The sequence below is a fragment of the Bacillus sp. S2(2024) genome, assembly GCF_050474045.1.
Taxonomy (GTDB): Bacteria; Bacillota; Bacilli; order Bacillales; family Bacillaceae_G; genus Bacillus_A; species Bacillus_A yunxiaonensis.
Genome location: NZ_JBFLUS010000003.1, coordinates 87,827 through 109,213, shown reverse-complemented (window position 1 = coordinate 109,213; position 21,387 = coordinate 87,827). Strand labels below are relative to the sequence as shown.

The 21,387-nt window shown below is 36.2% G+C and carries 21 protein-coding genes and 1 pseudogene; 10 read left to right on the top strand and 12 right to left on the bottom strand.

From position 1 onward, the window contains the following. Window positions 1-35: 35 nt before the first annotated feature. Window positions 36-1,130, bottom strand: coding sequence for an A/G-specific adenine glycosylase (gene mutY, locus AB1284_RS00700; RefSeq protein WP_429752441.1), 1,095 nt, complete (start codon window positions 1,128-1,130; stop codon window positions 36-38). Window positions 1,131-1,276: 146 nt separating this feature from the next. On the opposite strand from mutY, the gene AB1284_RS00695 reads away from it, so the two are divergent. After that, window positions 1,277-2,257 carry a metal-dependent hydrolase gene (locus AB1284_RS00695; protein WP_429752443.1) on the top strand — a complete coding sequence of 327 codons (981 nt, stop codon included), beginning with the start codon at window positions 1,277-1,279 and terminating at the stop codon, window positions 2,255-2,257. Window positions 2,258-2,284: 27 nt separating this feature from the next. On the opposite strand, the gene AB1284_RS00690 is transcribed toward AB1284_RS00695, so the two are convergent. Then, a complete protein-coding gene (locus tag AB1284_RS00690; protein WP_429752445.1) occupies window positions 2,285-2,551 on the bottom strand; it encodes a YfhJ family protein in 267 nt (88 codons plus the stop codon). 225 nt (window positions 2,552-2,776) lie between these two features. On the opposite strand from AB1284_RS00690, the gene AB1284_RS00685 reads away from it, so the two are divergent. Both AB1284_RS00685 and AB1284_RS00680 read left to right on the top strand, forming a co-directional pair. After that, window positions 2,777-2,935 (top strand): small, acid-soluble spore protein K, encoded by a 159-nt coding sequence (locus AB1284_RS00685; protein WP_242220646.1) that lies wholly within the window; start codon window positions 2,777-2,779, stop codon window positions 2,933-2,935. Between the two features lie 38 nt (window positions 2,936-2,973). Further along, complete coding sequence (locus AB1284_RS00680) at window positions 2,974-3,126, top strand: YpzG family protein (RefSeq protein ID WP_429752447.1); 153 nt, start codon at window positions 2,974-2,976, stop codon at window positions 3,124-3,126. 62 nt (window positions 3,127-3,188) lie between these two features. Here the strand turns inward: AB1284_RS00680 and AB1284_RS00675 are convergent, their stop codons facing one another. Beyond that, window positions 3,189-3,509, bottom strand: coding sequence for a YfhH family protein (locus AB1284_RS00675; protein WP_429752449.1), 321 nt, complete (start codon window positions 3,507-3,509; stop codon window positions 3,189-3,191). A gap of 8 nt (window positions 3,510-3,517) precedes the next feature. Next, window positions 3,518-4,330, bottom strand: coding sequence for a recombination regulator RecX (gene recX, locus AB1284_RS00670; protein ID WP_429752450.1), 813 nt, complete (start codon window positions 4,328-4,330; stop codon window positions 3,518-3,520). An 80-nt stretch (window positions 4,331-4,410) separates the two neighbouring features. Between recX and AB1284_RS00665 the strand changes: the two genes are divergently transcribed. From AB1284_RS00665 to AB1284_RS00650, 4 genes are all read left to right on the top strand, one after another. Continuing rightward, window positions 4,411-5,313, top strand: a complete 903-nt coding sequence (locus tag AB1284_RS00665; RefSeq protein ID WP_429752452.1) for a TIGR01777 family oxidoreductase — start codon at window positions 4,411-4,413, stop codon at window positions 5,311-5,313. Window positions 5,314-5,368: 55 nt separating this feature from the next. Continuing rightward, on the top strand, window positions 5,369-6,499 hold the full coding sequence (locus tag AB1284_RS00660; protein WP_429752454.1) for an amidohydrolase: 1,131 nt from the start codon (window positions 5,369-5,371) through the stop codon (window positions 6,497-6,499). Window positions 6,500-6,742: 243 nt separating this feature from the next. Continuing rightward, window positions 6,743-7,300, top strand: coding sequence for a GNAT family N-acetyltransferase (locus tag AB1284_RS00655; RefSeq protein ID WP_429752456.1), 558 nt, complete (start codon window positions 6,743-6,745; stop codon window positions 7,298-7,300). A gap of 67 nt (window positions 7,301-7,367) precedes the next feature. Continuing rightward, entirely contained in the window at window positions 7,368-7,490 is a 123-nt protein-coding gene (locus AB1284_RS00650; RefSeq protein WP_429752458.1) for a YfhE family protein, read from the top strand. 540 nt (window positions 7,491-8,030) lie between these two features. Here AB1284_RS00650 and AB1284_RS00645 read toward each other — a convergent pair. The 3 genes from AB1284_RS00645 to pflB form a co-directional block, all read right to left on the bottom strand. After that, window positions 8,031-9,194 (bottom strand): diglucosyl diacylglycerol synthase, encoded by a 1,164-nt coding sequence (locus AB1284_RS00645; protein ID WP_429752460.1) that lies wholly within the window; start codon window positions 9,192-9,194, stop codon window positions 8,031-8,033. 412 nt (window positions 9,195-9,606) lie between these two features. Further along, on the bottom strand, window positions 9,607-10,338 hold the full coding sequence (pflA, locus tag AB1284_RS00640; protein WP_429752461.1) for a pyruvate formate-lyase-activating protein: 732 nt from the start codon (window positions 10,336-10,338) through the stop codon (window positions 9,607-9,609). A 66-nt stretch (window positions 10,339-10,404) separates the two neighbouring features. Further along, window positions 10,405-12,654, bottom strand: coding sequence for a formate C-acetyltransferase (gene pflB, locus AB1284_RS00635; protein ID WP_429752463.1), 2,250 nt, complete (start codon window positions 12,652-12,654; stop codon window positions 10,405-10,407). Between the two features lie 595 nt (window positions 12,655-13,249). Here pflB and pyk point away from each other — a divergent pair. After that, window positions 13,250-14,659: pseudogene (gene pyk, locus AB1284_RS00630) on the top strand (pyruvate kinase); the annotation flags it as partial. A 42-nt stretch (window positions 14,660-14,701) separates the two neighbouring features. On the opposite strand, the gene AB1284_RS00625 reads toward pyk, so the two are convergent. The 4 genes from AB1284_RS00625 to nagE form a co-directional block, all read right to left on the bottom strand. After that, complete coding sequence (locus AB1284_RS00625; RefSeq protein WP_429752465.1) at window positions 14,702-15,352, bottom strand: DsbA family oxidoreductase; 651 nt, start codon at window positions 15,350-15,352, stop codon at window positions 14,702-14,704. 93 nt (window positions 15,353-15,445) lie between these two features. Further along, window positions 15,446-16,264 carry a sugar ABC transporter ATP-binding protein gene (locus tag AB1284_RS00620; protein WP_429752467.1) on the bottom strand — a complete coding sequence of 273 codons (819 nt, stop codon included), beginning with the start codon at window positions 16,262-16,264 and terminating at the stop codon, window positions 15,446-15,448. Between the two features lie 90 nt (window positions 16,265-16,354). Then, complete coding sequence (locus AB1284_RS00615; RefSeq protein WP_429754381.1) at window positions 16,355-17,554, bottom strand: serine hydrolase domain-containing protein; 1,200 nt, start codon at window positions 17,552-17,554, stop codon at window positions 16,355-16,357. 286 nt (window positions 17,555-17,840) lie between these two features. After that, complete coding sequence (gene nagE, locus AB1284_RS00610) at window positions 17,841-19,340, bottom strand: N-acetylglucosamine-specific PTS transporter subunit IIBC (RefSeq protein ID WP_429752469.1); 1,500 nt, start codon at window positions 19,338-19,340, stop codon at window positions 17,841-17,843. A 343-nt stretch (window positions 19,341-19,683) separates the two neighbouring features. Here nagE and glsA point away from each other — a divergent pair, with 343 nt between their 5' ends. Both glsA and AB1284_RS00600 read left to right on the top strand, forming a co-directional pair. Continuing rightward, the gene (gene glsA, locus AB1284_RS00605; protein WP_429752471.1) at window positions 19,684-20,613 is read left to right on the top strand and encodes a glutaminase A; all 930 of its coding nucleotides are present in this window, start codon (window positions 19,684-19,686) and stop codon (window positions 20,611-20,613) included. Between the two features lie 183 nt (window positions 20,614-20,796). Further along, window positions 20,797-21,138, top strand: a complete 342-nt coding sequence (locus tag AB1284_RS00600) for a DUF3969 family protein (RefSeq protein ID WP_336483774.1) — start codon at window positions 20,797-20,799, stop codon at window positions 21,136-21,138. Window positions 21,139-21,207: 69 nt separating this feature from the next. Here the strand turns inward: AB1284_RS00600 and AB1284_RS00595 are convergent, their stop codons facing one another. Next, window positions 21,208-21,366 (bottom strand): hypothetical protein, encoded by a 159-nt coding sequence (locus AB1284_RS00595; RefSeq protein WP_020061179.1) that lies wholly within the window; start codon window positions 21,364-21,366, stop codon window positions 21,208-21,210. Window positions 21,367-21,387 lie beyond the last annotated feature (21 nt).

Genomic DNA, 21,387 nt, shown 5'->3' with positions numbered 1-21,387 from the left:
GGACAAAAATATCCTATGATTAAAAACTCCAGCCGCTACGGCTGGAGTTTTTTTACACACTCTTCAAAAATTGTTCGATGCGATTTAGAAATTGGTAACTGTTCAAATTCCTGAACCGTTATCGCCTTTAAAATATCTGTTTCAACAATTGAATTTGTTACTGTACCATAAAATACAAATATATCCCACGTTCTATGCGTAAATGTATGCTGAACATTCATTGCATAATCATCAATAGAAACAGAAAGAGAAAACTTCTCTTTCATATAATCTGTCAATTGTTGTTTGTGGTTACGAATCCCTTCTTCAATTTCTACGTTAGGAAATTCCCACATGTTAGCAAGCAGCCCTGTGCTCTCTCTTTTATTAACCACATATTTACCATCTTCTGTACGCAATACACCAGCAACGATCGGAACCATCTTCGGTGCTTTCGCTTTACTTTTCACAGGTAATTCCTTTTGTACTCCTTCTGCAAACGCACGGCAGTGCTCTCTAACAGGACATAGAAGACAAGATGGATTTTTAGGAACACAAATAAGTGCACCTAATTCCATCAATCCTTGGTTAAAATAAGATGGATTTTCTTTTGAAATGATTTCACGAACAATATCTTCAAATACTTTACGTGTCTTTGGTTTAGCGATATCATCCCAAATCGATAAAATTCGTGATAATACACGCATCACATTTCCGTCAACAGCCGGCTCTGGAATTCCGTAAGCAATACTTAAAATTGCTCCTTTTGTATACGGTCCTACACCTTTTAATTTTTCAATTTGTTTTACATCGCTTGGGACTTTTCCACCATATTGTTCTTTTACTTCTTTTACTGCAGCGTGTAAATTACGTGCTCTTGAGTAATAGCCCAGTCCTTCCCACGCTTTTAACACTTCTTCATCCTCAGCATTAGCTAACGCTTCGAGTGTTGGGAACTTCCCCATGAAGTTTGCGTAATATGGTTTTACAGCTTCAACTCTTGTTTGCTGAAGCATAATTTCCGAAACCCAAACGCGATACGGATCTTTATTGATACGCCATGGTAAATCACGTTGCTCCGTTTCAAACCAACTGATCAAATCATGTTGATATTTTTCTATGTTAAAGTCATTTAATATCTCAAGTTTCAAACTTGATCCCCCTCATTTTTGCATATACGTACTATTATAAAGAATTTAGGAGAAAATTTAAGTAAGATGATGTAAGAAATAAAAGGTAAATGCCTTGTGATATAAAATAAAAAGAGTTACATTAATAAAAAACGGAGGTGGTTTTCATGGACACAGCCACTCATCTTGTCATGGGCGTTACATTAGGAAGCTTAGCCACACTAGATCCAGCGCTCAGCCAAAGTGACTTAGGACCTCAAGCTGTGATGTTTGCAACAATTGTTGGTTCGAATATCCCTGATATTGATACTGTCTTAAAATTACGAAACAATGCGAAATACATTCGAAATCACCGGGGAATTACTCACTCTATCCCTGCTGTTATGCTTTGGTCATTTCTGATTAGCGGGATTACCTTTGCAATATTTCAAGGAACTCCTTATCTTCATCTTCTTCTATGGTCATTTATTGCTGTTTTCATTCATGTTTTTGTTGATATTTTTAATGCATACGGTACACAAGCGCTGCGGCCCTTTACTAAGAGATGGGTGGCATTAGGCGTCATTAATACATTTGATGCAGTGATTTTCTTCATTCATACATTAGCGATTGCATGTATGCTTGTCGGCGCAAATAAAGGTTATACGGCTGCTGCTGCTTATATATTAATGACCGTTTATTATATTGGCCGAATTATGATGCGCCAAAACGTAAAAAGTGTCGTAAATAAACGGTTCCGTGATGTTGAACAAGTCATTATTTCACCATCATACCGCTTTTATCATTATCGCCTAGCTATTGTGACAAAAGATCATTACTTTGTTGCTCATTGGCATCGCGGTCATATTATGGTTCATGATAAATTCGAGCGCATTCCCTTACCTAATAACGATGTCATTCGTGCCGCTCAAAAAGATGAAAATATTTCAGCGTTCTTATCATTTTCTCCTGTCTATCGTTGGGATATTTTTGAATACAACGATCATTATGAAGTTCGATTTATTGATCTGCGCTATCGAAGCAAAGGTTATTATCCATTTGTTGCAATCGTTCAGCTTAATAAAGAGCTCGATATTATGAGTTCGTACACAGGATGGATTTTCAGTGAAGAAAAACTAAGAAAAAAATTAGAATTAATTCCCCATTAAAAAAACGACCGCAATTGGTCGTTTTTTTTAATGTTTTAAATGATTATCTTGATTAATTAAATGACTATACTTTAGATTATTCGTTTGAATTTCATGCAAACGAGCCCCTTGGTTGTTAATCCACGCTCGTACAACCTTCTCTGTCATTTCAATCCCTTGATACGTTCCTGTCTTTGCATATGTTGCACCAAAGTCCTCCCATAACAACTCAACCCAAGTACGCGCCTGAGAATAAGAAAGGGAAGCATTTTTTTCAAGAAGTTCTTTCGTTAATTTTTCAAAAATATCGTTCATTTTATGTCTCCTTAAGTCAATTCATTCATTTTTTTACATATAATTCACAGCTATGCAAAATACAACATGACCGCTTCTATGCACGGCCAGGTGCTCTCGTCCCTCCTAAAAAGAAAAGGGTTTTTAAATCGTTTTTATTTGAATTTATATAGCATATTTTCTCTCACATTGCACATTCTATAAGTGATACTTTTTGTATCAATTTGTAGCGAGGGGGAGTTCCTCTTGGGCAAACAATCTGAAATTTGGTCTGAAGCTAGAAATAACAATAAGTTAGACGGTTCTCCAAAAGCAAAAGCTCGTTTTGCTTCAAAACGACCTAACGGCACTATTAATACGCATCCGCAAGAGCGAATGCATGCCGCTAATCAAGACGAAGCATAATAAATGTCTATCGATAACTTCTTACACGAGGTGATAAGATGAGTTACCGCGATCATTTAGACCATCGTTCCGAATTATTTAACCCTACATGGGCCCGTCCAAAGCATGCAAAGGCACAAGTGAATGGACAAACGCAACAAACTCAATCTCTTATTATTTTGGCAAATGAGATGAGAAAACGCCAATTTTAACTGTCCATCTCCTTTAACAACTACGAAAAGTGAAAACCAGAGCAGCCAAGGCTCTCTGGTTTTTATTTCTTTTGTAATAGCGAAATAGGAATACCAATTTCCTCTGTTTCATTCTGTTTGTGACCCCAAGCAAATACTCCATTAAAATACGTAATGGTAAAAGATACTCCTGGCTCTTCCATAAGTTCATATGTTTCACCAATCTTAAATGCATCGATATCTGTCATATAAGCACGAGCCATTGCTATTTTTCTCATTAATACATCAAATTCATTTACAATACCAAGTTGCTCTGCCTTTACTGCCTGTTCTTTTAAAATGCCAATTTCTTCTCTTAACTCATGTGGTGTCATCTCGCTATAGCGCTTTGGCATATTTCTCATATTTTCCCTCATCCCTCTTCACGTTTCATTTGAATAAGCACTTCTATTTCATCAATTGAAAAACCCTTTCGATATAGCGCTTGCTTCATCTTATTTTCATACGTCCAGCTATCATATTTCTTGTATTTTTCATGATATTTATTACCATGATATATAAGGGCTTCTTCTTGCTTTTTATCATCCTTTTCATCCTGTAGTTCTTCTAAACAAATTTGAATGATATCACGCCCATACCCTTTGCGTACTAGCGTCTCTTCTAATTTTTGTTTCATTTGCAGAAAAGAATGTTTTTGATAAGACTTTTTCTTTTTTTCTATAAGTCCAAGACCATTTTCAATTTGTTTTTCTTGTGGATACTCCTGTAAACTATGAGTAATAATTATATCCGAAATACCCTTACTTAGCAGTTCACGTCTAATAACAATCGGTCCTTTTTGGCTCACATTGCTATGAGTACGTACATATGCAATTGCATACTCCTTATCATTAATATAACGATCATGCAATAGTTTTGAAATAACTTCAGAGATGATGGCTTGTCCAATTTCTTTTTTCCGTAATTGGTCTTCTACCTCTTGTTTCGTTCTCATTTGATGCGATAAATAAGTAATGGCGTATAAATATGCTTTTTGTACTTCTTCATCATATAAAATATTTGCTAATTCAACATCATCAAATTCTAAACCTTTTTGAAGTCCGTATTTAATTAAGGTCACTTGATCTACACTGAAACCATATTCTTCTCCATGACCTTTATCAACATAAATATTAAACCTTTCTTTTGTTCGCTTTTGTACTTCTATTTTTGTAATGACAGCCATAAAATTCACCTCAACATCATTTTAACATATATGCAACAAATTTAAATTTCTTGAATATACATAATAAGGAGGGATTTCTCTTGGAAATTGCTATTTCTGGAGGAACAGGTTTTATTGGAAAAGCACTCACTTTATATTTAGCAAGCAACGGACATACCGTATACATTTTGACGCGTCAACTGAGAGAAAATCATTCACCTTCAACTATCCAATATATAAAATGGGATGCTGCCGATTCAAAATTCCCCCTTCCTTCCATTGATGTTGTTATTAATCTTGCCGGGGAATCTATTAACAATGGACGTTGGACTAAGAAACAAAAAGAAAGAATCATCAATAGTCGCTTACAAACGACAAAAGGATTAATTGAGCAACTACAAACGTTGCCCCAATCTCCGCACACATTTATAAATGCAAGTGCAATCGGCTATTATGGTACATCAGAGACAGAAATATTTACAGAAGACTGCCCAAAATCAGGTAATGATTTTTTAGCTACTACAGTAAAGCTATGGGAAGAAGAAGCAAGCAAAGCCGCAGCACTTGATATTCGCACTGTCTATACACGCTTTGGTGTTGTTCTTGGAAAAGATGGAGGGGCGCTACCGAAAATGCTACTTCCCTATCAATTGTTTATTGGAGGAACAATTGGATCAGGTAACCAATTGCTTTCTTGGGTTCATCTTGAAGATGTTGTTCGAATGATTGATTTTGCTATTCATACAAAAGAAGTGAACGGTGCATTAAATATTACAGCTCCTCATCCCGTAACAATGAAGGAATTCGGCAGAACCATCGCAAAAGTAATGCATAGACCACATTGGTTACCGGTACCTGCATTTGCACTCAAAAGCCTTCTCGGTGAAATGAGCACCCTTATTTTACAAGGACAAAATGTATTACCTCAAAAAGCAATACAACATGGATATACACATTCTTATGATACTTTAGAACACGCGCTTCAAAATATTGTACCGTACTAATAATTTCTAAACTTCCTCAAGAGAAAAAACTCGTATGCAGAATAAAGAGGTTATTATGAAAATATTATTTAAGCAAGCCACTGTTTACCCTATTACATCTCCTAAATTGCAAGGCGATGTATTAGTAGAAAATAACAAGATTACAGCATTAGAACGATTTATTGAATCTAGCGAAGATATGACCGTTATTGATGCACGTGGTCTTCATCTTCTTCCAGGCTTTATCGATGTGCATACACATCTTGGCCTATATGATGAAGGAACTGGATGGGCTGGAAATGATGCAAATGAAACAGCTGAAATGCTAACTCCTCATATTCGCTCTTTAGATGGCATTCATCCTCTTGATATGGGTTTTCAAGATGCTGTACAAAGCGGTATTACAACCGTACATGTTATGCCTGGAAGTCAAAATGTAATTGGCGGAACAACATGCGTCATAAAAACAGCGGGAAACAGTATTGATCATATGGTCATTCAAGAGCCCGCAGGTCTGAAAATTGCATTTGGAGAAAACCCAAAAGGAATGCATAGTAATGGAAACAAAGAATCCATTACCCGCATGGGAATTATGGGGATGCTGCGCGAAGCTTTTTATGAAGCAAAGCATTATGGAAATGATGCGGACTTTCGAATGGTTCCTATATTACAAGCGCTCCGCCGTGAAATTCCTATACGTGCCCACGCCCACCGCGCAGATGATATTCTATCTGCTCTTCGCTTTGCTAAGGAATTTAATCTTGATTTACGTATTGAACACTGTACAGAAGGTCATCTTGTTGCTGATAAATTAGCAAACCACGATTTAAAAGTATCTGTCGGCCCAACATTAACACGTCGTTCAAAAATTGAATTAAAAAACAAATCTTGGCAAACGTATCATGTTTTATCGAATCATGGAATTGAAGTTTCTATTACGACAGATCACCCCTATACACCAATTCAGTACTTAAATGTTTGCGCAGCTATCGCTGTAAGGGAAGGATTAGATGAGCATAAAGCTCTAGAAGGAATTACAATTATCCCTGCTCGCAACTTACGTTTAGAAAAGAAAATTGGTAGTATCGAGCCTAGAAAAGACGCCGATCTTGTCCTATGGACTCATCATCCTTTTCACTATTTAGCCAAGCCTGTGTTAACGATGATAGACGGAAAAATTATCCATACAAAAAATCATAAAAACTAGTTTATTTTTTTGACTAGATGAAGTATTATACGATTATAAACTGAATGAAACCATGATCAATTTGTGTCGTGTTGAGTAATTTCAAATTGATGAATGGGGAAGGCAAATGGTGCGCCACCAGCATTATAGACTGGTTCTAGTGGGTTCGATTCCCACCCCGAAATTTTTTTAAGTTTTATATAAAAATTTCGAGGGTGGGGTGTTTTTTGTCGTCATGCTGCCCTCTTTTTAGGAGGAGATAGTATGTTAAAAAAACGTGACCTACATGACAGCCACGTTCTATATGATTTGATGATTCACCCTGATGTCTTCCCCTTTGTGCGTCAGAAGGCATCTTCTTATGACGAATTTTTATTTTTAACAAAACAAACAATTGAAGCTGAAGAGCGCGGAGAACTAATTTCACGCACAATTGTTGATGAATGGGGAAACCCTATTGGAACAATAACTTTATTTGATGTGCAAGAAAAGGCAGGTTTTCTTGGCACTTGGCTTGGCAAACCGTACCACGGAAAAGGTTATAATAAACCAGCAAAAGATGCTTTCTTTAGTGAACTTTTCTATGAATTAGATATTGAGACTATTTTTATGCGAATTCGCAAATTAAATACTCGCTCTATTAAAGCTGCCGAAAAATTGCCATACGTGAATCTAGCAAATGAAACAAGAAAATGTGTATATGATCAAATTAACGCGAATGATGAAGTATATAACTTATATGAAATTCCAAAAGATCAATACACACTACACACAATGCGCGAAGCAACATTCCAAGACGCTCATCATTTAAAAGAAGCATAATCTATGTATATCTCCCTCTGTCATTGGTAACGATAGGTAATGACTTTATGACACGAGGTGAACTGTAATGGATAAGAAAAGACGTGAAAAATCAAGAAATACATTATCTAGCACACAAGAAGTTCTCTATCAACGTGAATTTAAAAGGGCAGATCGTGCAGCTGGGTATAAGCCAAAAGGAATTTATTAACATACAGCTACCTCTTATTCATAGGAGGTAGCTTTTTTTGTGGAAAACTTTATCCACAAGATCGATAGAATTGTGTATAAATTCTAATATCTTTTCTATAAAAGGGAACTTTAACCACAGTTACCTTGTTTGTTTTGTGGATATATTTACTAAAAATTGTGGATATTGTGGATAGTTTTGTTAATATTTGAAGTTTACTGTATATTGTAAGCGGATTCTTTTGTGGATAAAGTGAAACTTCCATCAGTGGAGAGACTTTTTTATCCCCACCCTATCTTCTGTAGAAAAGCGGAAGCGGCTCGCTCAGAATCGCAGGACGCCCGCGCCAAAGGCAGGGAGGCGTCCGAGAGAGCGAAACGACTGAAGATTCTAGCCTCTAGAGCTGGCCAACGCTTCTCTCTCAATCTTGAGGTGGCGGTCTTACTTGCGGGATAAATTATTAAAGACGTTTCATCATCTTGTTATTTCTATAATGGCTGTCCATTTGAGTAAAACAATAAAAAAACCTCCTTCTACTCAGATAGAAAAGAGGTTCTTATATTAAGTAAAAGACTGTACAAGGGCCGGTGGATGTACTGGTGAATGTACTCGCACATGATTTTCTTCTAAAATAGAATCTACAATATGAAACGCTGGTTCCGGACGATAAATGCGTTTCATCGCTTCTTTCATTTGCAATAACTTCATATCATCTTGCAATAATTCTTTCGTTTTCCCAAAAATTTCATTATCTTCACGAATAACAACTGCTGCACCTTGTTTTTCAAAGTAATTCGCATTTTCATTTTCTTGCCCTGGTACTGGTTTATATAAAACGACAGGTACTTGCAAAGCTGCTGCTTCACTTAATGTAATTCCTCCTGGCTTTGTAATCATACAAGAGGTAATACGGAACAGCTCATCAATATTCTCTATATAACCGAATACTTTTAATGCATCTGGATTGCTTTCTTGTAATTGCAGCAAGTCCTCTTGCAATACTTTATTTTTCCCACAAACTACGGCTACCTGCAGATCAGGAACTGACATAAAGGACTGACATAACCCTTTTACACTTCCTAACACTCCATGCGCTCCTGCTACAATAAGCAAAATCTTCTTGTCCCGTGACAAATCATACTTATCATACAATGTTTCTACATTGATGACTGCTTCAAAATTTTTACGAATCGGAATCCCTGTTGCTACAATTTGTTCAGCAGGTACTCCTACCTGTATCATAATGTCCTTCACATGATCTGTTGCAACAAAATAACGATCTACTTCTCGATGAATCCATATTTTATGCAAGCAAAAATCAGTAACTACATTATAAACAGGAATAGAAATACCTGTTTGCTTTTTCAGCTCTGGCACTGCAATGATTGGAAATGTATTAATAACAATATCGGGTTTTTCAGCATGCAATATCGCTTTTAAGCGTTTTCGACCAAAATTGGCATACCATGATGCAATTTTTTTATCGTAAATTTTCTCAACACCATAATAAAATAAGCGGTACAGCTCTTTCCCAATTGTATAACTTTTTAAATATAAATATTTTGTAATGTCTGTTATGACAGGGTGCGATTCACTAAAAAGGTCGCATACGATTACATCCTCAAATCCTCTTTGACGAAATGTTTGTTCTAATGTTTTTGCCACTTGTACATGACCGTTACCGTAATGTGCTGTTAATATTAAAACCTTGGGGTTTTTTATCAAACAAATCCACTCCTAGCTTTTTCGGTCTTTCATATTGTATCTGTCACAATATAAAAAACAATTCCCTTATAATTTTGCATGTTTGAATTCCAACGATTTTTCGTTGGATCTGTACCTGTCGTGGATATGCAAAGCATATGTTATTGACCCCTTAATCCCATCTGCTCATATCTTAACATTATACTTTCCCATAACTGCTTTCGCAATAACTTGACTTTTATCTATACTCCATGATACGCCTTACATTATTTCTTAATTCTTTCTATTGTTTCGTTTTCCCTTTACATTTTTGTAAATTTATCCATATCGTTTCTTTACAAAAATAGACATTGTGTAATCATAGTATACTCCTTTCCTTATGTTTGCTCTACTATTAATCAATGGAAAGCAAAAAGTCTAATCCACAATTGGATTAGACTGCCGCTAAAATATTCTTTGCTTTTTGAATGCTTTCTTCCGTTAGAGGCTCGACTCCTTCAAGAGGATATTTGTGCCCTAACGCCTCCCATTTATAAACACCTAACTTATGATACGGTAAGACTTCTACCTTTTGTACATTATCAAGACTTTGAATAAAGGCTGCCAAATTTTCTAAGTCCTCTGTACCATCAGTAATTCCAGGTACAAGTACATGGCGCACCCAAATTGATTTCTTTTTATCTGATAAATAACGAGCAAATTGTAAAATATGTTCGTTCGGTTTTCCTGTTAATTTACGATGTTTTTTTGAATCAATATGTTTTAAGTCAAGTAATACCAAATCAGTATATTCCATCAAAATGTCTAATTTTCTTTGGAATTCTTCATCTTCAGAATAGCACCCTCCTGAAGAATCAATTGTCGTATGAATGCCGACCTCTTTACATCTCTTAAACAGCTCAATCAAAAAGTCTAATTGCAATAGCGGCTCACCGCCGCTTACTGTAATACCACCGCCAGAAGCTTCAATAAAAGGAAGGTAACATGTAACATCCTGCATCACTTCTTCAACTGTTATTTCTTTCCCTTTACCAATCTCCCACGTATCCGCATTATGACAATATTGACAACGTAGTAAACACCCTTGCGTAAATATGACATAACGAATTCCTGGGCCGTCAACAGTACCACAAGACTCAACAGAATGAATTCTTCCTTTTACCATGTTACTTCCTCCTCTATTAAAACAGCTCCCCTCTGTCTTTATGAAAAACAGAGGGAAACTTTTTACTTACATGCTTTCGTGCATTGTACGGTTAATAACGTCAATTTGTTGTTCACGAGTTAATTTAATGAAGTTAACCGCATAACCAGATACGCGAATTGTTAATTGTGGATATTTTTCAGGATGTTCCATTGCATCCATTAATGTTTCACGGTTAAATACGTTAATATTTAAGTGATGCCCTTCTTTTACTGCATATCCATCAAGCATAGATACTAAGTTGCGAACTTGTACATCATCTTCTTTACCAAGTGCTTTTGGAATAATTGAGAATGTATTAGAAATACCATCTCTTGCATCTTCATATGGTAATTTCGCAACAGATAATAATGATGCTAGCGCTCCTTTTGTATCACGACCGTGCATTGGGTTTGCCCCTGGTGCAAATGGTTCTCCAGTACGACGACCATCTGGAGTATTACCAGTTTTCTTACCGTATACAACGTTAGATGTAATTGTTAAGATTGACATTGTATGAACAGAATTACGGTATGTTTTATGTTTACGAAGCTTGTTCATAAATGTTTTCACAAGACTTACTGCAATTTCATCAACGCGATCATCATTGTTACCGTATTTAGGGAAGTCTCCTTCAATTTCAAAATCAACTGCGATACCATTTTCATCACGGATTGGTTTTACTTTCGCATATTTAATTGCACTTAAAGAGTCAGCTACTACAGATAATCCAGCAATACCTGTTGCCATTGTACGAAGAATCTCTGTATCATGAAGTGCCATTTCAATGCGTTCATAGCTATATTTATCATGCATATAATGGATAACATTTAATGTGTTTAAATATAAACTTGCTAGCCATTCCATTGTCATATCAAATTTACGCATTACTTCCTCGTAATCTAATACTTCAGAAGTGATAGGTGCAAATTCAGGTCCAATTTGTTCTTTTGATTTTTCATCTTTACCGCCATTAATTGCATATAATAGTGTCTTAGCTAAGTTTGCACGAGCTCCGAAGAACTGCATTTGCTTACCAATTCTCATTGCAGACACACAACAAGCAATACCGTAATCATCGCCATACTCTGGGCGCATAATGTCATCATTTTCATATTGAATTGCAGATGTTTTAATAGACATTTTCGCACAATAGTCTTTAAAGTTCTGTGGTAATTGTTTAGACCAAAGAACTGTTAAGTTTGGTTCTGGAGCTGGTCCTAAGTTGTCTAATGTATGCAAGAAACGGAATGAGTTTTTCGTTACTAATGGACGACCATCAAGTGAAATACCACCGATAGATTCTGTTACCCAAGTTGGATCACCAGAGAATAATTCATTATAATCAGGTGTTCTTGCAAATTTCACAAGACGTAATTTCATAATGAAGTGATCCACAATTTCTTGTGCTTCTTCTTCTGTTAATGTACCGTTTTCTAAGTCTCTTTCAATAAAGATATCTAAGAAAGTAGATGTACGGCCAAGGCTCATTGCTGCACCATTTTGTTCTTTAATTGCTGCAAGATAAGCAAAATATAACCATTGGAACGCTTCTTGTGCATTTGTTGCTGGCTTAGAAATATCAAAGCCATGAGAAACTGCCATTTGTTTTAATTCTTGAAGGGCACGAATTTGCTCAGATAATTCTTCGCGTAAACGCATTGTATCTTCGCTCATTACACCGCCAGTTAAATTCAAATCTTCTTTTTTCGCTTCAATTAAACGATCTACACCGTATAATGCTACGCGGCGATAGTCACCGATAATACGACCACGTCCGTATGCATCTGGAAGACCTGTAATAACGCCTGATTTACGAGCTGCTCTCATTTCTGGAGTATAAGCATCGAATACACCTTGGTTATGCGTTTTACGCCAGTCTCTGAAAATACGGCTTAATTCTTTGTCCATTTCATATCCGTAAGATTCACAAGCTTGCTCTGCCATACGAATACCACCGAATGGTTGTAATGAGCGCTTAAATGGCTTGTCAGTTTGGAAACCAACTACTTTTTCAATATCTTTATTTAAATATCCTGGGTCATGTGATGTAATAGAAGAAACAATTTTCGTATCCATGTCAAGGACTCCGCCATTGTCACGTTCTTGTGTTGTTAAATCCATTACTTGATCCCAAAGTTGTTTCGTCGCTTCTGTTGCTCCAGCTAAGAAGGCTTCATCACCTTCGTATACGTTTACATTATTTAAAATGAAGTTGCGGACATCAATCTCTGTTTTCCACTTTTCACCTTTAAAGTTTTCCCATGCATTTTTTACATTTTCTAATACTTCAGTCATCCTAATCTCCTCCATTTTTGATTAGTACAGGACTAAGATTTTTTATATAACAGCTTACGTATTTAGAATACTACTTTTTTGAAAAAGTGAACGTTAAAGTTGTGACATGTTTGTGAAACAGTGAGCAAACTAATATGAACATAGTGAAAACACTAATTAAATCTTGATTTAATTAGCCTCTTTTAATAATTTCATTTTTTTTGATATTCTTAATGAAGGAATCCTTTTCTGCAGTATAAGAGTCGTATTTACTTCAATCTGTAATACTCTCTCTCCCTATTCTGTTATAGTTTTTTTGAAACAGATTAAAAAAGTGTGCCTGTTTTGGCACACCTTTTTTGTATAGATGGCTATATACATTGCAAACCACGGTGAAAATAATATTTCTTCCACGGTAGGGATAAACTTCTCATAAAGTGAAACTTCTATCCCCACCGAATGGAAAGCTCTCGCCAATCGGGCTTTTACAGGCCTTTTCCCTGCCTATCTTCTTCGTTTTCCCTGAAGAGGTCTACTGCCTACGAATAGCGAAAACTTCCAGCAGTAGGGGATTTATTGTCCGTTAATATGTGGTTTAAAAAAGGAGGAATTTTATATGCGAAAAACAAAAATCGTTTGCACAATTGGACCTGCAAGTGATCAATACGAAACATTACTTTCTTTACTAGAGTCTGGAATGAATGTGGCTCGGTTAAATTTTTCTCATGGAACACACGAAGAACATGAAGCACGTATCAATACGATACGAAAAGCCGCAGCGGCAGCTAAAAAAAACATTGCACTCTTACAGGATATTAAAGGGCCTAAAATTCGAATCGATGAATTTGAAGGCGGACAAGCAGAACTGCTTGAAGGTACGCCTGTTACCGTTTCAATGAAAAAGGTACTCGGAACATCTAAACAGTTTTCTGTCACATATGAAGGTCTATACGATGATGTAGAAGTAGGGTCTCATCTATTACTTGATGATGGATTATTAGAGCTAGAAGTAACAGAAAAGACAAATGGTGAGTTACAAACAAAAGTTATACATGGCGGGATTATTAAAGATCATAAAGGTGTGAATGTGCCAAATGTAAAAATCCGCCTGCCTGGTATTACGGAAAAAGATAAACAAGATATTCTTTTCGGAATAGAGCAACGTGTTGATTACATCGCAATCTCCTTTGTACGTAAAGCTGCTGATATTTTAGAAGTACGCGACATATTAGCAAAGCATAATGCCTCACATATTCGCATCATCGCAAAAATTGAAAATCAAGAGGGAATTGATAATATAAAAGAAATTGTAGAAGTTGTGGATGGAATTATGGTTGCCCGCGGTGACATGGGCATTGAAATTCCAGCAGAATATGTACCAATTATTCAAAAAGAATTAATTCATACCTGTAATCTGCTCGGAAAACCAGTCATTACGGCAACGCAAATGCTGGATTCTATGCAAAGAAATCCAAGACCAACAAGAGCAGAAGCTTCAGACGTAGCAAATGCAATCTTTGATGGCACAGATGCGATTATGCTCTCAGGAGAAACAGCTGCCGGTGACTACCCAATAGAAGCCGTACAAATGATGAATAAAATCGCTCTGCAAGTAGAGGAGTCTTCTTTATTCCAAAATCAAAAGCAATTGCTTCATGATAACCATAAACAAATAACAGAAACAATTAGTGCTGCTGCTGTCCAAGCAGCTTATTCCTTACAAGCAAAGGCGATTTTAACACCAACCAAAAGTGGTTATACAGCGCAAATGATTTCAAAATATCGCCCGCACACTCCTATTATCGCAACAACATCTGAACAATCTGTTATGCAGCAACTCGCACTCGTATGGGGCGTACATCCATTTTTCACTGCATCAAAACAAACGACAGATGAAGTAATCGAGCAAGCATTATGTAACGCTAAAGAACAACAACTTGTCTCTACGCAAGATATTATCATTGTAACAGCGGGTATCCCTGTTAACGAACGCGGAACGACAAATCTGATGAAAATTGAAGTTGTAAAATAAAGTAAAAAGGCAGATGTACTACGCATCTGCCTTCCCTTACTCACAACCTTCTATATTACACGTCATACCATTTGAGACTGTTACTTTTTCTTTTTTTAGTTCCTGTTCAATGACAGCTTCTAACGTTGCTTTATTACGTACACCTTGTACCACACTCTCGCCAATAACAAATGTCGGCACAGCTTGTACGCCTTGTTCATAATAAGCGTGGTGAACTGCTTGTTGATGCGCCTCTTTATACGTACCATTCTCTAGCGCTTGGCGAAACTCATCTTGATTTAATCCCACTTCTCCAGCTATTTCTACAAGCACATCCACTTCTCCAATATTACGCTCCTCTTGGAAGAATGCAGTAAACACACGATGTTGATATTCATTTCCTTTTCCATTTTCTTTTGCATATTGATATCCTTCAAATGCAGTATGTGTATATGGATGTGGTGACAAACGAGGTAATTTTATATCAACACCCATTTGCTCTGCCCACGGTGCAATTGTACTTTGAAACATGCCTAACTTGTCTGGTTCATTCCATGGATCAATACGTTCCGCTGGATATGGTCGTAATTCAAACGGCATCCATTCTACTTCTACATCTTTTCCTTGAATTGCTTCTTGTAATGGTTGCTCACCAATAAAACAAAATGGGCAAACATAATCGGAATATACTTTTATTTGTAATGTCATTATTTTTACTCCTTCACCTTCATGTTGTAACAATTATAGTTACAACATGGTATTTCTGTCAACAAAAAATCGTTTCCATTTAAGGAAAGACTTCTAACGATTTTTCAATGTCAATATTGCGGCTACCGCATAATACAAAGCTTTCTCATACTTTGCATATTCCGCAATCGACAAATTAACGAGCGAACCGCCGCTCGCAGAAAAATATTCAATTGCTTCTACTGGAATCGCATCTTCTTTTACTTCAATATAACTGCCATCTTTCCAGCGTCCCTTTTGAATATTGGCATGCAAATCTCCAGTAACTTCTCCAATTTGTTCATCATGCTCAGACCTCAAAAGCCATTCCAGCTTTTTTAAATTCCACGTCTGTTTCAGTTCACAAATCTTATCTCCCGCCAAGTCATGAAACGTATAAGAAAGGTGCATTCCCGCTCTTTGTCTTACAATTAACATCTCTTCTCCTAGTTCGTTATACAAAACAAAGCGCTTTTCATGCAATGATTTCAAGAAAAAAGATACAAAAATTTTCCAAACTTTTTGCACTTCTGTTTCATATTCTTCTCTTAAACCGCCCATTGTATTTCCATCCATTGAAAAGTATGTAATTGACGTGACTAAAGACGTTTCTCTTCTTATGACAAATCGCTGTTGCTCCAGCATCGGTAATGTCTCTTCAATACAAATTGTTGTTCCAATTTTCTTAGCTCTCCCTTTTTCTATAAAACTATAAATCATAAAAAGAAAGGCCGTTATAATCATACTTACAAAGGTCATAGTATTCTTGTTCCACTGAAAATACGGTGTCCGAATATAATCAAGTATAAACGCTATAATAGCAGCAAAAAATATAAAGCTAGAAAGAAGAAATAACCTTTTCCCATTCCGGGCATGATGTTCATGAATCCCCATATCAAACCCCACTTTTTTACATATTTTTATTATTATCTCATTTTTCAAGTATTTATCCAAATGAAAAAAGCTATCTCATAAGATAGCTTTCTAACCCTCTACATGCCGAATCATCGTATAAATATCATTACTTAATACACCAAACGATTTAATGTTATTTTGAATATTAGATAATAAAACCACATACTCACTTCCATTTTTGCTAAAACTATTTAAACAATTCCATCCCGGCATAACGCCATGATTTGAGTAACTACCTGGGTCCACATACCAACCAAAACCATAATCTTTTTTAACTGCTGTAAACATTTGATGATAACTTTCATTTGAAATGAGCTTTCCTGTAAATAAAGCTTGATCAAATAAATATAAATCATATGAGGTCATATATATATCACCACATCCAAACAATTGCGACATGCTTGGTAAAGCTGATGTTGTCATCTTATTATCTACAATTTTATATCCGGTAGAAGGATATTTTTCTTGTTGAAAGTTGTCACCAAATCCTGAGTGATTCATACCAGCTACGTCAAATATATGCTTTTGAATATAATCCTGAAGAGATTCTCCACTCACTTTCTCTACAATATACGCAAGCACAGAGTAGTTAGAATCAGAGTATTTCCAATTCGATCCGGGAGGGAATGCTAATTTTTGATGTCCTATTCTTTTGATGAGTTCATCATGAGTAATGTCCTCTGCTCCCTCTGGGTACTCTGGAATACCTGATGTATGTGTAAGGAGATGTACTAATTTAATCTCCCTGCCTCTTGGGAAATCAGGAATATATTTCGCGACAGTATCTTCTGTGTTTAATTTATGTTGTTCTTTCAATTGCATGATGGAAGTTGCGACAAAAGCTTTTGTAATTGACCCAATATAGTAAGATGTCTCTGAATTATTAGCAACTTTTTTATCTTGATTGGCAAGTCCATATCCTTTATTCAAAAGAACCTTTCCATTCTTTATAACAACAGCTGTACCATTGAAGTTTTTACTCTTTAAGTACTCATCCAACTGCGCATTATTATTTATATCATGCGTAGGTTGCTCAACTGGCAATTCTTTTGGACTTAGATTCGGATTTGGATTTTTCTCTACATCTTCCTTCTTTACTTCTTTCACCGCTTGCAACGTTTCCTTTTCTTTATTGTGAGAAGTAATTTTCGTATATCCCCAATATATAAGGGTAAACAACAGACTGAGAATAATCGTTCGCTTTATATATACAATCGGTCTGTGAGATTTCATAACAATAAAAACCTGCCTTTTTGCATAGTTGCCCATTTTACATCCTACTTTATCACGCAATGAGTAGTTTACCAACGTCATACATAAAAAAATAAAAAAGAGCATTGAAAATGCAAGATAGTCGTTACATTTGTAATGAAATAACACTTCCATCAATGGTATTTTCTTCATCCTCGATTTATAGAAAGCTCTTACCAATCGGGCATCTATCCCTCTATCTTCTGCGTTTTTCTCTGAATCTTGAGGCGGGGGGCTTACTGCCGGCAAATAACGGGATAAAAAATCCCTCATTTTTATCAATGAGGGATTTCTTGTTTATTATTTATACATGTTTTTTCATATCATCAGCAACAGACTCAACGTTTGTACCAACGATAACTTGTACACTTGTATTACTTAATTTCATGACACCTTTTGCACCAGCACGTTTTAATGCTGATTCATTTACTAAGTTTGCATCTTTTACTTGTAAACGAAGGCGAGTTGCACAGTTGTCAATTACTGTTAAGTTTTCTTTTCCGCCTAACGCTGCTACATATGTTTCACCGATAGAACCAGCTTCCCCTGCCTCAACCGTTCCTTCTTCCACTAACTCATCATCATCTTCACGACCAGGTGTTTTTAAATCTAATTTCTTGATTAAGAAGTAGAAGACAAAGAAGTAAATTGCTGCATAAACTAAACCTACAACTGCTAATAGTACTGGTTTTGTTGCAATACCGAAGTTAATAACATAGTCAATTGCACCGGCACTAAATGAGAATCCATCATGAATGCCAAGCGTTGTTGTGATAAATAAAGAAAGGCCTGTTAAGACAGCATGAATACCATATAATACTGGTGATAAGAACATAAATGAGAATTCAATTGGTTCTGTAATACCAGTCAAGAATGAAGTTAATGCAAGACCAATTAACATACCAGTAACTGCTTTACGCTTTTCTGGTTTTGCTGCTGCAATCATCGCAAAACATGCTGCTGGTAAACCAAACATCATAATTGGGAAGAAACCAGTCATAAACATACCTGCAGTTGGATCTCCCGCAAAGAAACGAGCGATATCGCCATTTACAACGTTTCCTGCTGAGTTTGTAAAATCACCAAGCACAAACCAGAAATATGTGTTCATTACATGGTGTAAACCAATCGGAATTAATAAACGGTTTAATAATCCAAAAATTCCTGCACCAAGTGCTCCTAAGTTAACGATACCATGTGCTACTGCATCGATACCGCTTTGAATTGTTGGCCAAATTTCTCCAAACACTAAACCTAATAGTAGCATCACTACAGCTGTAATAATGGGAACAAAACGTTTACCAGCAAAGAATCCTAGCCATTCTGGTAATTTAATTTTATGGAATTTATTATATAGCAATCCCGCAACTACACCTGCAATAATACCGCCTAAAATGGCCATATTAATTTTCGGTGCTAACGTTGCCGCTTTCGCAACCTGACCTAAAGTATCGGCCATTTTAGATGGATCCACAGAACCAACTAAATGTTGCACACTTTGTAATTTATCGTTTAACTCTGCCGCTGAATACCCTTTACTTAAAGTATCAGTCGTATTTTTCAAAACCTCATAACCAATTGCACCCGCAAGAGCTGCGGCACCGCTGCCGTCAACAGACAAACCAACTGCAACACCAATCGCAAAAATAAGTGCTAAATTATCAAAGATTGCTGCACCGGCTTGCGCCATAACAGGAATATTAAATACGTCAGGCTGCCCTAAACGAAGCAAGAGCCCTGCTGCTGGCAATACTGCAATTGGAAGCATTAATGCTTTACCAATACGTTGTAAAAACTGCAACATCTGAATTCCTCCTATTCAAAATTATGAAAACGTTACCATTTATAAAAAAAGTTTTAGAACACGCTTTCTATCACATGAACATAATAACATATAGTTGTATAGATGTGTAGTTATTATTTTTGAATTTTTATGGATTTATTTCCCTTAATCCTAGATGTCAGTGGGATTCATCCTTATTCTAATCACTAAACAGCAATGGATTGAAATTACCGTTTTTACAAATAACGAAGCGCCCTCATGAATAGAAGTTTCATTTTATCATTCCTCATTTTCATGTTATTATTTATTTCCACGCTTGTCGGGAAAGTTAAATTTAGTAACTAATATAATAGGAGTGTTGATTATGCAGTGTATCGAAACTAGCAACTTACAACAGTTATTAGACCAAGTTCAACCTTATACAAAACAAGGGAAGCTTGCAACATATATTCCCGAATTAGGAAATGCAAATCCCGATGATTTAGGTATCGCGATTTACAATAAAGAAAGCCATTACGTTCATGCCGGAAAGTCCCAGGTACTCTTTACGCTTCAAAGTATTTCAAAAGTAATTACACTTGCTCTTGCTCTTTTAGACCGCGGTGAAGAGTATGTATTTTCTAAAGTTGGCATGGAACCTACAGGTGATCCTTTTAATTCTATTATTAAATTAGAAACAACAAGTCCCTCCAAACCATTAAATCCAATGATTAATGCCGGGGCATTAGCTATCACAAGTATGATTACAGGAGAGTGCAATGAAGAAAAGATGGAACGCATCCTTCACTTTGTTCGTGATATTGCAGATAACCCTTCCATTAACTACTCTTCTAAAGTTGCCATCTCTGAATTAGAAACTGCTTATTTAAACCGCTCTCTTTGCTACTATATGAAGCAAAACAACATTATCGATGGTGATATTGAAGAATTAATGGATCTATATACACGCCAATGTGCAATTGAAGTAAACTGTATCGACTTAGCTCGTATCGGACTTATCTTTGCGATGGATGGTTATGATCCATATCGCAACAAACAAATTATTCCAAAACACATTACAAAAATTTGCAAAACCTTTATGGTAACGTGTGGTATGTACAACGAATCTGGAGAATTTGCAATTCGTGTTGGAATTCCAGCAAAGAGCGGTGTAGCTGGTGGTATCTTTGGCTGTGTAAAAGGTGAAATGGGTATTGGTATTTTCGGTCCTGCACTAGATGAAAACGGTAATAGCCTTGCTGGATTAAAAATATTAGAGTTACTTTCTGAACAAGAAGGCTGGAGTATTTTTTAAAAAGCGTCTAAAATGGCGCTTTTTTCTGTATAATCTTGCATATTTTCTATACACCTCCGAATAGTATAGTACAACCCAGTGTTTTATCACATAAAACTTCCAGTCAGAGAATACCTTTCTTTCTAAATCGTTCACTAATCAGTTCTTACTGCCCACGAATAGCGGGATAAAATGGAGGTGCTTATGAAACTTATCCTTCAAACAGAAGATCAGGCAATTCTCGAGAAAACCATTCTTCTTTTTGTATTAAGCATCGTCGAAAGTTTAAAATTAAAAGTTGTTTCCCTTGATGAAGCCTATCGATACATATTTAATTTAGATGTACTGGAATTGTTAATGGACCGAAGCATTGATGATAAAGTACTGGAAGTCATTCACTTCGGCATAGAGTTAGAAGACATTCAAAACCTAATCCCAGAAGATTTAGAACAAAATATTGAAGAGTTAAAATGGCGCTGTATTCAAGTGCTAAGTGATTATGAAATGTATGAGGAAACAGAGCAATTGATTGAAGATATTCGGTAAAGTGAACATTCCAGTAAAATAACACTCCTCCCATTAAAGCGGTAAAAAAAGCACCTCTTTAGGTGCTTTTTAATGTTTTTTTAAACTATTTTTATATGTTTCAATATTTACTGGTAATTCTTCCTCTTCTAACGTATGTTCATTTACATCTTTATGAATGTAAGCACCCTTTGGAGGTTGATGATCGTGTCCTTTTTTCTTATGATCAAAAGATTTACCGCGTCCCATACTAACACCCCTTCCATTGAA

Coding starts and splice junctions, on each gene's coding strand:
- glsA (WP_429752471.1), top strand. CDS start 19,684: ATGCAGTGTATCGAAACTAGCAACTTACAACAGTTATTAGACCAAGTT.
- pflA (WP_429752461.1), bottom strand. CDS start 10,338: ATGGTAAAAGGAAGAATTCATTCTGTTGAGTCTTGTGGTACTGTTGAC.
- AB1284_RS00620 (WP_429752467.1), bottom strand. CDS start 16,264: ATGGGGATTCATGAACATCATGCCCGGAATGGGAAAAGGTTATTTCTT.
- AB1284_RS00655 (WP_429752456.1), top strand. CDS start 6,743: ATGTTAAAAAAACGTGACCTACATGACAGCCACGTTCTATATGATTTG.
- AB1284_RS00680 (WP_429752447.1), top strand. CDS start 2,974: ATGAGTTACCGCGATCATTTAGACCATCGTTCCGAATTATTTAACCCT.
- pflB (WP_429752463.1), bottom strand. CDS start 12,654: ATGACTGAAGTATTAGAAAATGTAAAAAATGCATGGGAAAACTTTAAA.
- AB1284_RS00690 (WP_429752445.1), bottom strand. CDS start 2,551: ATGAACGATATTTTTGAAAAATTAACGAAAGAACTTCTTGAAAAAAAT.
- AB1284_RS00695 (WP_429752443.1), top strand. CDS start 1,277: ATGGACACAGCCACTCATCTTGTCATGGGCGTTACATTAGGAAGCTTA.
- AB1284_RS00625 (WP_429752465.1), bottom strand. CDS start 15,352: ATGACATTACAAATAAAAGTATATTCCGATTATGTTTGCCCATTTTGT.
- AB1284_RS00615 (WP_429754381.1), bottom strand. CDS start 17,554: ATGGGCAACTATGCAAAAAGGCAGGTTTTTATTGTTATGAAATCTCAC.
- AB1284_RS00595 (WP_020061179.1), bottom strand. CDS start 21,366: ATGGGACGCGGTAAATCTTTTGATCATAAGAAAAAAGGACACGATCAT.
- AB1284_RS00660 (WP_429752454.1), top strand. CDS start 5,369: ATGAAAATATTATTTAAGCAAGCCACTGTTTACCCTATTACATCTCCT.
- AB1284_RS00650 (WP_429752458.1), top strand. CDS start 7,368: ATGGATAAGAAAAGACGTGAAAAATCAAGAAATACATTATCTAGCACA.
- nagE (WP_429752469.1), bottom strand. CDS start 19,340: ATGTTGCAGTTTTTACAACGTATTGGTAAAGCATTAATGCTTCCAATT.
- AB1284_RS00675 (WP_429752449.1), bottom strand. CDS start 3,509: ATGAGAAATATGCCAAAGCGCTATAGCGAGATGACACCACATGAGTTA.
- recX (WP_429752450.1), bottom strand. CDS start 4,330: ATGGCTGTCATTACAAAAATAGAAGTACAAAAGCGAACAAAAGAAAGG.
- AB1284_RS00600 (WP_336483774.1), top strand. CDS start 20,797: ATGAAACTTATCCTTCAAACAGAAGATCAGGCAATTCTCGAGAAAACC.